We start from the raw sequence: 14,263 nt of genomic DNA on the forward strand, positions 1-14,263 counted from the left end.
TGCAGCCTAACCCAGCCGCAACAAAAAGTCACACCCGCTACACCATTCACGAAATATCCATCTCAGATTGAGATTTGTCTCATTGATTTTGATGAGGAATTACGCGCAAACGGGGGCGAATTTGCGCACAACTCGACGGTAACAATTTTTAATGCCGGTCCTAGTCGAAATTCGTACTTGTCCGATTTCAATCGTCGCCCTCCATTGCTACGCTGCGCAACTTGATAGCCGTTGCCGGCAGCGTCACGCTCCACGGCGAAATCGCAAACGGCCAGATCCGGCATCGCTGCGCGAAGCCGCCATCCCTTGCAACGTCTTTTTGCATTGGCGCGCTCACAACGGATCGTGATACGCCGCGACTTCCGCGTTGATGGCTAGCGCGGGGTGAGCGCATGCCGGCTTCGTCGGCATTTCCGTCCAACCAAGACAACGATCGAGCTGATTGCATGGATCTATGCCTTGCTCCGTTTCTGCGCCGCGTTGTTCCCGCTTCCGTTGGCTTGTTGATGGCGGGTGGCGCGTTGGCGCAGGGTTCGCGGGACGTTGACGAGGCATTGCGCCGCTCGCGGCAGGAACAGAATCAGCAACTGCAGCGCGAGCGCAATATCGAACAGGCCGAGCAGCGCGCCCGGCAGCTGCAGGCGCCGAATGTTTCCCTGGATGGTGGGCAGGCGCCGAGCGTTGCCCTGTCCACCTCGCTGCCGATGGAAGCCCCCTGCTTCACTGTCGACAGGGTCGTGCTGGACGTGCCGCCAGAACTCCCCGAAGCGGTGCGGCGGCATGGCGCCAGCGCGCTCCCGCTGGACGCATTTCGCTTTGCTCAGGCGTACCTGGATCAGTACGCCAATCAATGCGTTGGCCGCGAGGGCATCAATATCATCGTGCGCCGCCTGGGTGCGCAGATCCTGTCGCGCGGCTACATCACGACGCGCGTCGCCGTGCCGCAGCAGGATCTGTCCGGCGGCACGCTACGTTTGGTACTGATTCCCGGTGTCATCCGGCAGATCCGCTTTGCCGACGAAGCCCTGCGCGGTTCGTGGCAGTCCGCGTTTGCGGCCCGGCCTGGTGATCTCCTGAATATTCGCGAGCTTGAGCAGGGCCTGGAGCAGATGAAACGCGTGCCGAGCCAGGACGTCGACATGCAGATCGTGCCGGGGGAAATGCCCGGTGAGTCCGATGTGGTGATCTCGGTCAAGCGCACCAAGCCCTGGAGGCTCGTCCTCGGCCTGGACGACAGCGGCAGCTCCGGCACGGGGCAACTGCAGGCCAACGCATCGCTGGGCATCGACAACCCGCTCGAGCTGAATGACCTGTTCAACATCGGCGTCAGCCACGACGCCAATCTCACGCAGGGTGATCGGGGAACCCGGGGCGCCAACGCCTACTACGCTGCGCCGTGGGGAAACTGGACGCTCGGCATTGCGGCCAGCACATATAACTATCACCAGCGCATTGCCGGGGTGAACCAGGTCTTCGAGTCAAGCGGGGATTCCAAGGCCGCGGAGCTCAAGGCCCAGTACCTGTTCCAACGCGACCAGTTCCAGAAGAACACGCTGCAATGGCGTCTTGGGCACCGCTGGAGTCACGCGTACATCGAGGACACGCAGATCCTCAACCAGCAGCGCAGCACGACCTTTGCGGAAGTCGGCTGGCTGCATCGGCACTACCTGGGCGAGTCGCAGTTCGACCTCGCGCTCGCGTATCGCGCCGGCGTGCCCTGGCTCAATGGGCAAACCGAGATTCGCACGATCGCGCCCAATGCGCCCAGCCAGCGCGACAAGTTCCTCTATCGGCTCGCCACGCTCGATGCCACGCTGGTGGTCCCATTCTCGGCGCCCGGCGGGCCAGGTGGCAGCCGCATGCCGATGCGCTACATCACCACGGTGCACGCCCAGTACACCGGCCAGGCCTTGCTGGCGAGCGAGTTCATCTCGATGGGCAGCCGCTGGACCGTGCGCGGCTTCGATGGTGACGCCACGCTCGCTGCCGAGCGTGGCGCGTACTGGCGCAACGATCTGGAGATCCCGCTCGGCGCCACCGCGCAGAGCGTCTACCTGGGCCTGGATGCCGGCACCGTTGGCGGCCCAAGCGCCAGCTATCTGGCCGGCCGCACCCTGGCCGGCGTCGCGGTGGGCCTGCGCGGCAGCCCTGTGAAAGGCCTGTACTACGACGCCTTCCTCGCCTGGGGTCTCGTCAAGCCCGCCAATTTCCCTACACGCTCGCCGGCAGGCGGGTTTTCGGTGTCTTTCCAATACTAGGAGAACAAGGATGCAAAAAAAGATGAACCCCGCGATGGCCGCGATGGCCGTGACGACCTTCCTGCTCGCCGCCTGCGGTGGCGGGTCGGATGGCAGCAACGGAGCCAAGCCCAATGACGCGCCGGCCGCCACCGATAGCGCAACAACACCCGCGCCGGTGAGCACAGACCCGCTCGATGCGGCCTGCCTGGCGGCGCCTGCCGCCGGACAAAAGATCACCGCGACGCTGAACTTCGGACCTGTGAGCGAGGTGGCAACCTTTGATGCCACAGCCATTGGCACCACGGTCTTCGACGGCGGCAGCTACGACACGCTCGAGGTCAAGCTGGTCAAAGGCCTCTTCAATGGCCACGGGACGAACGCTCGGCTCTATATCGATCCGGCCTCCGCGATTTTTCCAATCGGCGCAACCGATTACGGCGACCTCGATCAGGGCCCGTACGGCAAGTACACCAAGTATCGCCGTTTCACCTTCAAGGACAACGTGTCGAGGCAAACAGGCACACCAAACCTGGTTGGCATGAAGCCAAACGAAACGCGCAGCTTCACCATGTCGGAAGCGAACGCCGGGGCGCTGGCGACCGAGCCGCAACCCGCCCTCAAGCCGATCGACCGGGTCGTCAACGTTGCCGTGCAATACATCGGCCGCGAAGACGTGACGGCCAAGGGCGTGACGTACAAGGGCGCTTGCAAGCTGGCGCTGCACTACGACCGCAAGGATCCCGGCACCCTGTTCCCGCTGCCCGTGCTGGAAGGGACCGCCTGGCTGGCTCCGGGCGCCGGCATCGTCAAGCTCTCCGGCGCGCCGCTGGTGGGCGTGGCCACCGTAACGGCTGAAACGACTGGCATCGTGGCCGCCAACTAGTGCCCTGACAACGCGGGCGCCGAATCCGAAAGCGCAATACGGCTGGCTGCCGCGCCTCCCTGCTTGTGACGCCTTAACGCAATGAACAACAATCGCTATCGCCTGGTTTTTGACATGACGCGCGGCGTGCGGATGGCTGTTGCCGCATGCTGCACTGTTGCGCACAAAGCTGCGGCGGGCACATGCCTGGATACGCTGATCGGCCGCGCACCGCCGGTGGTGGCGACCTTGCGGCCGATCGTCTGGACGGTGCTGCTGGCGCTGGGCATGGTGCAGGCAAGCGGCGCGCAGATCGTGCCGGACGGCGCCGCCGGGCGCGGCCCTGGCGTGGCAGCGGCGCCCAACGGCACGCCGATGATCAACATCAATACGCCCTCCGGGGCTGGCGTGTCGCATAACCAATACCAGCAGTTTTCGGTCGACGGGCGTGGCGCCATCCTGAACAACGCCACGGCCATCTCGCAAACGCAGCTTGGCGGCTATGTGCCCGGCAACGCGAACCTCGGCGCAGGCGGCCCCGCGCGCATCATCCTGAACGAGGTCACGGGCGCGGCGCCAAGCCGGTTGAATGGGTACATCGAGGTTGCCGGGCAGCGCGCCGACGTCATCCTTTCCAACGGTGCGGGCATTTCGGTCAACGGCGGCGGCTTTATCAACGCCAACCGCGCCATGCTCACAACCGGCGCGCCGGTGTTCGGCGGCGACGGCAGCCTGGCGGCATTCCGCGTGACCCGCGGCGGCATCCAGGTCGAGGGCCAGGGCTTCAACGGCACCAGTCTCGATCAGGTCGACCTGATCGCCCGCTCCGTGGCCATCAACGGCAGGCTGTGGGCCAACGCCGTCAACGTCATCACTGGCACCAACCAGGTTGACTACGCCAACCTTGGCGTCCACGTGATCCCCGGCGATGCCAATCGCCCCACCGTTGGCATCGATGTGTCGAACCTCGGCGGGATGTACGCGAACCGCATCCGCCTGATCGGCACGGAGGCGGGCGTCGGGGTGCGCAGCGCCGGCACGCTGGCCGCGCAGGCAGGCGACTTCACGCTCGATAGCGCGGGACAGGTCGCGCTATCGGGAACCACCTCCGCCACCGGCGCATTCGCCACGCACGGGGCGCAAGGCATTGGGAACACCGGGACCACCGCGGCTGGCGGTAGCCTGTCCGCCACCAGCGAGGGGACCATCAGCAACGCTGGCGCCCTGGTCGCCGGCCAGGACCTGACGGTGGCCGGCCGCTCGGTGCAGTCCAGCGGAACGCTGGCCGCCGGCATCGATGCCAACGGCAATACGACCCGGCCGGGCAACCTGACCGTGCGTGGCACGCAGTCCGTGGCCTCCACCGGGCAGAACCTGGCTGGGACTCGCCTGGACGTGAGCGGCGGCGCCGTGAGCCTGGCCGGCAGCCAGGCACGCGCCAACGGCGACGTGGCGCTCACGGCGCAGTCGGGGGATCTCGACCTGTCCGGCGCCACTCTGGCGGCGGGGCAGGCACTCACCGCCAATACCGCCGCCACGCTGCGCACCGATGGCGCCCGGCTGACGGCAAACCGGATCGATGCGTCGGCGCAGACGCTCTCGAATCGCGCGGGCACGCTGTACGCGCAGAACGGGGCTGGTATCGCGGTCCAAGGCGACGCCGACAACACGGGTGGCGCCATCCAGACCGATGCGGGCGACCTTGGCGTTTTGGCCGGCGGCAACTTGGCCAACGCGGACGGGCGCATCACCAATGCCGGCACCGGGCAAACCACCGTGCAGGCGGCCCGGGTGGAGAACAGCAATCGCGGCGGCGCCATTGGCGCCGGCACTCTCGGCATCATCAGCATCATCGGCGGTAGCGGCGCGCTGACACTCACGGTAGGCCAGTTGGCCAACACCGGCGGCGGCCAACTCATCGCCGGGACCGATCTCGCCCTGCACCTGCGCGGACCGGCAGACAACACGCGTGGCCAGATTCACGCTGGCCAGCGCCTGCATGTCGGCGGCAGCCAGGCCGCATGGGGCAATGACGGCGGCACGATTTCCGGGCAGTCGATCCATTTTGCCGGCGCCTCGCTATCGAACCGCCACGGCACGGTGCTGGCCAATGGCGCCTTGACGGCCAACCTCAACGGCGACGTGGACAATACCGGCGGCAGCTTGCAGGCGGGCGACACACTCTCCCTGGCCGCGGGCGGCACCGTCACCAACGACAACGGCCAGATCGCCAATACCGGAACGGGCGGCACGCGTATCACCGCCTCTGCCATCGACAACATCCACGGCGCCACCCTTGGCGGCAACGGCGACGTTCAGCTCCAGGCGCGGCAACTGGACAACACCGTGGGCGCGCAGCTGGTCTCGGGCAAGAACCTGCAACTCGACATCGGCCAGTCGTTCAGCAACGCCGGCGGCAAAACCTATGGCGCAACGGGCCTGACCGTGACTGCCCAGAGCGGCAGCCTCCATAACGAGGGCGGCAGCCTCGCGTCGGGCGGCAATGCATCCATCCAGGCTGCAAAGATGGACAACGCCGCCGGCAAGGTCGTCGCCGATGGCGATATCGGGCTGACCGCCGCCAGCCTCACCGGCACCGGTACTGTTCACGCCGGGCAGGATCTGGCGGTGGCGACGCAGGGCGATTACGTCAATGCCGCCGGCAGCCGCTTCAAGGCGGAGCGCAACCTCGCCTTCGGCACGACCGGCGCCTTCACCAACCAGGGCAGGCTTGAGGCCGTCAATACCCTGGACCTGTCGGCCAGCCGCATCGTCAACGAGGCCGAGGGCACCATCAACGCCGCTACCACGAAGCTGGCCGCCCCAGGTGAGATAGCCAACGCCGGCCGGCTGGAGGGCAACACACTCACCACCAGCAGCGACACGCTCAACAACACCGGGGCCATGATCGGCGGCACGGTGACCGCCAACGCCCGGGCAGTGCACAACACCGGCGCGGCCGCCGTCATGGCGGCCACCGACACGCTGAACGTCTACGGGCGGCAGCAGGTCACCAATACCGGGGGCGCCACGCTTTACAGCCTGGGCGACCTCCATATCGCGGCCAACGGCGAGCGGGATGATCGCGGCCTGCTCAAGAACCGCACCGGCCAGGTGTTCAACGACAGCAGCACCATCGAGGGCGGCAGCAGCGACGGCGTGCTCGAGATCGCCGCGCAGGACCTCATCAACCAGCGTCCGGCGCCGACCGTCGCCATCGACACCACCGTTGACACGAAGCACGAGCGCAAGCGCGAGAAGTACATTGCGTGCGCCACCACCAACCCCTATCCAAAAAAGGGCTGTTCGCAGGCCGTCTGGGCCGGTCCTTACAAGACGCCAGTCGATGCGTCATTCACGGCCGCCCAGATCCTCGCGCGCGACGACGCCAGGAAACGCCTGGTTGCCGACATCAACGGGGTCGCCACCCAGATCGACTACAACACGCTGACGGAAAGCAGCGGGGTCTTGCTGGTCAATTACTGGGATGGTTACAACCGCGACATCCACTACGACCCGGCCACCGAGTACGCGAGCCGCAATGACGGGCATCGCGGCTGGCAGCGCGTCGAGATCGCGCGCGACACGACCACGACAACGGCCACCGAGCGGGACGCCAACCCCGGCCAGCCGGGTGCCAGCCTGATCTCGGGCGGCGACATGATCCTCGCCAACGTCGGCAACCTCACCAACCGGTACAGCACCGTGGCCGCCGGCGGCGGCATGCAGATCGGCGACCAGCGCCAGGGCGGCGAGGTGACATCCGGCCAGTACGGCCCCACCACGGTCAGCAATATCGGCCAGACCCTGTATCAGCGCACCACGCAGGGCATTGTTTCCACCTACGCTGGAACAAGGACCCCAGCCAGGACGTCGGCCAGGTCGTGCAGCCGGGCGTGGTGCTGACGCCGGTTGCGGTGGGCACCATTGGCGGCGCCGTCACCGCCGGCAAGCGGCTGACCATCTACGGCGGCAATGTCCAGAACGAGGATGTCGGCAAGAGCGACCCGATGGCCGGCACCGGCAGCACCACGCTGACCGGCGCCACGGCAGCCGCACGGCGCGTGGCCAACGTGTCGCTCGCCAACACGCCCATCAAGCTGCCATCCAACGGGCTCTTCACGTATCGCACCGAGCCGGGCTACACCTACCTGGTCGAGACCGATCCGCGCTTCACCCGGTACGGCAACTTCCTGTCGTCGGACTACATGCTGGGGCTGCTCGGCATCGATCCGGCCATGACGCAGAAACGGCTCGGCGACGGTTTCTACGAGCAGACACTGCTGCGCGACCAGGTGACCCGGCTCACCGGAAGAACCTACCTTGCCGGCTACGACAGCGCTGAAGCGCAATACAAGGCCCTGATGGCCGCCGGGGTCCGCGCCGCGCAGCCGTTCAACATGCTGCCCGGCATGAGCCTGAGCGCCGCGCAGATGGACGCGCTCACTACCGACATCGTCTGGCTGGTGTCCGAGACGGTCACCTTGCCCGACGGCAGCACCCGCAGCGTGCTGGTGCCGCGCATCTACCTGGCCCGCACCCGCACCGGCGACCTGCAGGCCAACGGTGCGCTGTTGGCCGCGGATGACATCGAACTGCACGCGAGCGGCACCATGAAGAACAGCGGCGTGCTCGATGCCGGCAGCCGGCTCTCGATCGCCGCAAAGGACAACGTGATCAACCGCGGCGGCGCGATGCGCAGCCAGGGCGTCACCGCCATCTCGGCGGGCCGGGACATTCTGAACCAGTCCGGCCAGATCAGCGGCGACAAGGTCGGCCTGGCGGCCGGGCGGGACATCCGCAATGTGACGCTGTTCGAGCAGCAAGGCGTGCAGTCCGCGGCGGGCAACGCGAAGGCTTCGACCAGCCTCTATGGCCAGCAGGCCGGCATCACGTCGCACGGCGACATGCTGCTCTCGGCCGGCCGCGATGTGATGGCGGCCGGCTCAACCCTCTCCGCTGGTGGCGATGCGGCGGTGATCGCGGGCCGCAACCTCACCTTCGACACCCTGGAAGGCAAGACCCGGCAGTCGCTCTACCACAGTGACAAGCACCACGGCGAGGACAGCCGCACCGCGCACGCCGTCAGCACGGTCAAGGCGGGCGGCAGCCTTACGGCCACCAGCGGCGGCGACACGACCCTGAAGGGCACCCAGGTGAAGGCCGGCACGGACCTGACCCTGATCGCGGGCGGCAACCTGAGCGCCACCGCCGTCACCAACGAGGCCACCCATGACAATGTGGCGCGCCAGAGCAGGAGCCGCCAGCAGGAGGAGCACAGCCGCGAGCAGTCTACCGTTGGCGTAAGCCTCTCAGCCAGCGGCAATGCCACCCTGGCGGCGGTCAAGGCGGCCGACCAGGGCGGCGGGACCGGCCGCACCGACGGCAAGGGCAATGTGACCCTCACCGGCGCCAGCGTGCAAGCCGGCGCCAACGGCAAGGGCGGCGGCGCGCTGACGGTGGTGGCGGACCACAACGTGACGGTTGCCGAAGCACGCGAGCTGCACGACAGCAGCCTGGATGTGCAGCGCAGGGGCGGCAGCGTCATCCGGCGCACCTCCGGCAGCCTGCAAGCCAGCAGCCACGAAGACCTGGGTGTCGGCAGCACGCTCGCGGGCGATGCGATCAAGGTCCAGGCCGGCAACGACCTGACGGTGCGCCAGAGCGCCATTGCCGGCGCCAACGGCGTGGCCTTGGCGGCCACGCGCGGCAACGTCCTGATTACCGCCGGCGAGAACATCCGGGAAGAACGCGCCTCCCGCCAGGAGAAGACGTCCGGGTTCTCCGCCTTCGCCGGCAAGGGCGGTGTCGGCGTGTCGGTGGGCAGCAACAGCGCCAGCGGCGCCAGCCACACCCTGGCGGTCACCCAGAGCGATGCCCGCAGCCTGGTAGGCGCCAGCAACGGCAACGTCGCCATCACCGCGGGCAAGGATGCCGCCATCATCGGCAGCGACCTGGTGGCCGGCCGCAAGAGCGGGAATGCCGATCCCGCCGCGGGCAATATCGACATCCTGGCCAGGAACGTGACGATCGCCGAAGGCGTGGATCGCATCGATCAGGACGCCAGCCAGCGCAACAGCGCCAGCGGCCTGTCGGTGGCCCTGGCCGGCACACCGCTGGATACGCTCAAGAACCTGCAGGCCGTGCAGAAGGACTCCAGCGCCGTGTCGCGCGTCACGGGGACGTTGAAGGAGCTGGGCGCCTCCGCCTTGACGATGCCGCAGGTTGACGTGCGGATCGGCAACCAGAAAGGCAGCGCCCAGTCGGCGAGCGCCGCCGCCATCAGCAGCGCCAGCAACCTCAGCGGCGCGGGCAACGTCCGCGTGCGCGCCACCGGCAACGGCGAGACCGATGCCAACGGCAAGGCCGTGGACGGCAACATCCTGGTGTCGGGCGGCACGATCGGCGCGGGCGATGCCGCCGTCCTGGATGCCGCGCGCAATGTCACGCTGCGCACTTCCACGGACACCTATCAGGCAACCCGCAGCGCCAGCAGCAGTGGCTGGACGCTCAGCAACGCGCTGCCCAGCCTTGGCGACGTGGCCCGCCACATCGGCGGCGGCCCGAACAACGGCGGCGTGAGCATGTTGCCCTACGGCAACCAGAAAGCCAACGCCAGCGGGGAGCTCGCGAGCCGCAAGCAGAACGCCAGCGTGATCACCGCCAACACCGTGGCAATCAAGGCGCACACCGGCGACATCACCATCGCCGGCAGCGGCATCGCCGCCGGGAACGACGTCATGCTCTCCGCGGCCAAGGGCAAGATCGACATCCTGTCCGGCCAGGACACGCTGTCGCAGCGCGCGGACAATGCCAGCCGCCAGATCGGCGACCTGGGTGGCACCGGGTACTCAGGCACGGTCGGCGTGCGCAGCGAATCGCACCACACCGACGGCACGCGGGCCACCCAGAACACCATCCGCAGCCAGGTGGCCAGCCGCAGCGGCAACGTGACGATGGCCGCCGGCGAAAACATCACCGCGCGCGGCGCGGATATCGCCGCCGGCAAGGATGTGACGCTGATCGGCAAGAACGTCGTCCTCGATCCGGGCACCGACGCGGCCAGCCAGAACGAGCGCCACCGGATGAGCCAGTACGGATCGACCCTGGCGCTCTCCGGCTACGCGGTCAGCGCCGTGCAGGCCGTGGAGAACGCCGCCCGGGCCGTGGAAGCCAAAAAGGACGCCCGCGTGGCCACGCTCTACGGCGTGCAAGCCGCGCTGGCGGTCGCCAATGGCATCCAGGGCATCCAGGCCGTGACCAGCGGCGGCACCAGCGCCACCGCCGCGCTCAAGGTCACCGCCAGCATCGGCGGCGGCACCAGCGAAAGCCAATCGCGCAGCCAGGCGAGCACAAACCAGGGCACCACGGTCAAGGCCGGCAACGCCGTGACGATCGTCGCGACCGGCTCCGGCCAGAAGGACGCCGAAGGCTTCGCCACCGATGGCGACATCAGCGGCCGCGGCGCGCAGATCCAAGGCAAGACCGTCAGCCTGAGCGCATCCCGCGATGTAAGCCTGGAAAGCGCCCAGGACCACACCAGCATGGACAGCCGCAGCAGCGGCAGCAACGCCAGCATCGGCGTGGGCTTTGGCATCGGCGGCCAGCAAAACGGCTTCACGCTGGAGCTAGCCGCCAGCCAGAACAAGGCCAACGCCAAAGGCCAATCGGTGAGCAACCAGAACGCGCACGTGGCCGGCACCGACAAGGTTACCGTCACCAGCGGGCGCGACACCAACCTGAAGGGCGCCCAACTGATCGGGGCCACCGTGGAAGCTACGGTGGGCCGCAACCTGAATATCGAGAGCCGCCCGGACACGGACACCTATCACGCCAGGGAATCGTCCTCAGGCGCCCAGGCCAGCCTCTGCGTGCCGCCGTTCTGCTACGGCACCACGGTAAGCGCCAGCGCAAGCCTCACGCAGGGCAACACGGACAGCACCTACAGCTCGGTCAGGGAGCAGAGCGGCATCTACGCCGGCAAAGGCGGCTTCGATGTCAACGTCAAGGGCAACACCGACCTGAAAGGCGGGATCCTGGCCAGCACGGCAGCGCCGGCCAGAAACAGCCTGACCACCGGCACCCTGACCCAGAGCGACATCCAGAACAAGGCGGAGTACAGCAGCAGCACCTCGACCATCGCGGGCAGCTACAGCGGTGGCAGCAGCGTGAAGGCAAGCGATCCGAACCTCGGGCCGGTGCAGCCCGCGCACGTGGACTGGGGCAATGCCAATGTGCTGCAGAGTGCGGCCAACAGCCTGGCCGCCACGGCGGCGGGCAACGCGCAACGGCCGACTGCAGGTAGTGCCGCAGGCGTGACCAAGAGCGCGGTTGCGGCAGGCACGGTCACTATCGCCGACGGTGCGGCCCAGCAGGCCAGGACCGGCAAGACGGCGGAAGACACGGTTACCGCACTGAATCGCGATACGGAGAACGCCAACCAGGGCATCGACAAGTTCTTCGATGCGCAGAAGGTCAGGGATCAGCAGGAGTTGAACCAGCTGAAGAACCAGGTGGCGCAGCAGGCTGCGCCGTTGATCTACGATCAGGTTGGCACGCTGACGAAGGATCAAGCGCCCGAGGTCAAGGTCGCCGTGCACGCCATCATTGGCGGCTTGATGGCCGAGGCAATGGGCGGAAAGTTCGCCGCTGGCGCGGCGGGCGATGCGGCAGCGACGGCCGCTGCGGAGTTGGTCGGCCAACAGATCCTGAACAACCCTGATCTGCAAAGCATGTCGGTCGAGGGCCGCAAGGCGCTGGTGCAGATCGCAGGGACAATCGTCGCCGCAGGTGCGGGCCGTATAGTCGGCGGATCAGGGCAGGATGCGGCGGCAGCCGGCACCGCAGGCGGGTTGGGCACACAGTACAACTTCCTGGGCCTTGGGCATGGACCGACGCAATTGCTGCCGCCGACCCCAGCGGAGCGGCAGAAGCCAAATTCGACGCCAGGCAAGCCGGGCTATGATGGTGATCAAAGCACACTGACAGGCACCCCGGACCAGTCTGGGCAGCATACGTCGCAGCCGTTTGTTCAGCCAGTGAAGGATGCGGTTGACGCGGTGGCTGACGTGGTGCAGAAGCCGATTTCGATTCCGCTCCGGGTTGTCGAGGGGTTAGGGGCGATTTTCACTTCACGAGCTCAGAAATCTGGATCGCTTGATACAGTTGCGCCAAATGGCAATCTCGTAGGTAACCCGATCGGTGGTCTCGGAACTCCGCGTGAGATGCCAGGTACGACTAATCCGAACCAATCGGCAGAGGACTTTGCTAAGCGAGCATTTGGCGGCCAGACTCCCGTTGCTGTTAAGCCCATCAAGGATGGCGGGTGGAGTGCTCAGCTACCTGACGGAACCTATGTGGTCTACCGGCCTGCAGGTCAGGCAACGCGTACTGCGGCAGACACCGCAAGTGTAGACATCAATGGCCCCAGGGTGAACGCTGCAAATGCAGGACGTCCGTTAAAACTCAAATTTCCACCAATACCATGAACCCGAGCAAAGAGCAGTTACTTCACGCTTACCAATGGGATATGAAATTCATGTCGATAGATGACATCCCGCTGGCAAATTTGCTGGCGTCTATCGAGAGTTTGTACCCAGAGCCTGCTCGAGGCCGATGGCAGGCCGCCCTCGATTGCATCTATCGCCTCATTACGTGCGAGCTTGCGGACATTACTTGGGTTGGGGAAATTGAAGAGAATTTGACGATCCTATTTGATTCCCTCGCAACATACCCGCCCTTGCAGCTAGAACCAGGCTACTGGTTGGAGCTCCAGATGTATGGAACGGAGAAATGCGTCGACCTGATCAATCGCCATCATATCGAATGGGATAGCGATCTGAACCCCGCATTCGCTCAGGAGCTTGAAAAGATATTTGATGACTATGGAGTTGGCCTCGATAAATCTCCCTTGATTCCGATTCGAGCCTAGATTCCAACGCTGAAGAAGCTGATTTCGATTCCGCTCCGAGGGATTAGGGGCGATTTTCAACGCAGGGCAGAAAGGTGATCAGGGCGCCGGAACGTCAGCAACGAAGGTGGGGAGTTCTTCTGGAGCCTTAAACAGGCCAGCGGGTGCGGATAGTGCGACAAACGTTGCAACCTACTGATCACTGAAGGACCAACTTGCCAGGGAGAATCTGGCCAACATCGGTGCGCAGGGCTCACGGTTGGCTGCAGCAGTACGAGGAAGCGGTACACGGAATCCGAATTTCTCTATTGGAACTGGAACTGCAGCCGATGCGGATAGATTGGGGAAGGTGTGGGTTGGAGATGGCGCTCGACCTATGAATGGCGTAGCCGGTGGTCTAGTGAGTGCGGATGGAAATCGCGTGTACCGACCGCCGGCTGTGAAACCCAACACTTCCACACAGTTTGCGCCGACGGGTGTTCAAGCTAATGTCCAACGGTTAGAGAATGGTGTCGTGACCAGTAACGGCCATTTAAATATCGCGAAGCCACGAAAGCGATCGTTAAAGGAATAGATATCGGTGGCCACATTGGTTTCGACCAATATTGGCCAGAAGATCTATCGTGCTTTGGACTATGGCTTACCGTGCGGGTCGGGTCGGGTCGGGTCGGGTCGGGTCGGACGACGAAGAAGGAGGAGGAGGACATCTGTACCAAATACTGGCGTGTACGCCGGCCCGGATAACCAGGGAATACGGTCAGGCGGGAGCGATATGGGGGCGCCATATGCTAATTGTTTTTGAATTTGATCCTGAACGAATCAAAAGCGAAATCACTCGGTATGTAAACGGCTGCACGGGGAAGGATTTTTCGGAAATGGCTCAGAAAGTGCCCAGGATTGGTGCGTGGGAGTTCGAGGACTATCAAACGTGATCTAGCAGGGTGCAGAAGTACCTCGGCCCCGAGTCAGCGCATCGCCATGTCGAAATGTGAGTCCCGATCAGTTGGGGAACGTCCTGCAACGGGTTCGAGGAGCTGGAGCGACGAACATCACTGACATAAAACGCATTGGAAAATAGAGATGTCGAGCATGATTTGCACGTGCGGTCATAGAATCAGGTATGGCGAGATCCCATGCCGAGATCAGTGGTTAATGATTTCCGATGAAGCCTACGATCGGTTTTCGGGAGACGTCGATGCGGAAGAAATTTATCGAGCGATGCTACCTGTTTTGAAGTGCCCTAATTGCGAA

6 protein-coding genes are annotated in these 14,263 nt (G+C 65.1%); all 6 read left to right on the forward strand.

Going from position 1 to position 14,263, the window contains the following annotated elements; all coding sequences use genetic code 11:
• The first annotated feature begins 446 nt into the window (after nt 1–446).
• Nucleotides 447–2,258, forward strand: coding sequence for a ShlB/FhaC/HecB family hemolysin secretion/activation protein (locus tag F7R26_RS21615; protein WP_150986507.1), 1,812 nt, complete (start codon nt 447–449; stop codon nt 2,256–2,258).
• Nucleotides 2,259–2,268: 10 nt separating this feature from the next.
• On the forward strand, nt 2,269–3,123 hold the full coding sequence (locus F7R26_RS21620; RefSeq protein ID WP_150986508.1) for a hypothetical protein: 855 nt from the start codon (nt 2,269–2,271) through the stop codon (nt 3,121–3,123).
• Between the two features lie 81 nt (nt 3,124–3,204).
• Nucleotides 3,205–7,008 carry a two-partner secretion domain-containing protein gene (locus tag F7R26_RS21625; protein ID WP_150986509.1) on the forward strand — a complete coding sequence of 1,268 codons (3,804 nt, stop codon included), beginning with the start codon at nt 3,205–3,207 and terminating at the stop codon, nt 7,006–7,008.
• The gene (locus F7R26_RS21630; RefSeq protein WP_241754673.1) at nt 6,999–12,590 is read left to right on the forward strand and encodes a hemagglutinin repeat-containing protein; all 5,592 of its coding nucleotides are present in this window, start codon (nt 6,999–7,001) and stop codon (nt 12,588–12,590) included. The genes F7R26_RS21625 and F7R26_RS21630 overlap by 10 nt, the downstream gene beginning before the upstream one ends.
• Nucleotides 12,587–13,033, forward strand: a complete 447-nt coding sequence (locus F7R26_RS21635) for a hypothetical protein (RefSeq protein WP_150986510.1) — start codon at nt 12,587–12,589, stop codon at nt 13,031–13,033. The genes F7R26_RS21630 and F7R26_RS21635 overlap by 4 nt, the downstream gene beginning before the upstream one ends.
• Nucleotides 13,034–13,647: 614 nt before the next feature.
• Nucleotides 13,648–13,944 carry an Imm8 family immunity protein gene (locus tag F7R26_RS41805; RefSeq protein WP_416351382.1) on the forward strand — a complete coding sequence of 99 codons (297 nt, stop codon included), beginning with the start codon at nt 13,648–13,650 and terminating at the stop codon, nt 13,942–13,944.
• The last annotated feature ends 319 nt before the right edge of the window (nt 13,945–14,263 follow it).

Source organism: Cupriavidus basilensis (assembly GCF_008801925.2).
Taxonomy (GTDB): Bacteria; Pseudomonadota; Gammaproteobacteria; order Burkholderiales; family Burkholderiaceae; genus Cupriavidus; species Cupriavidus basilensis.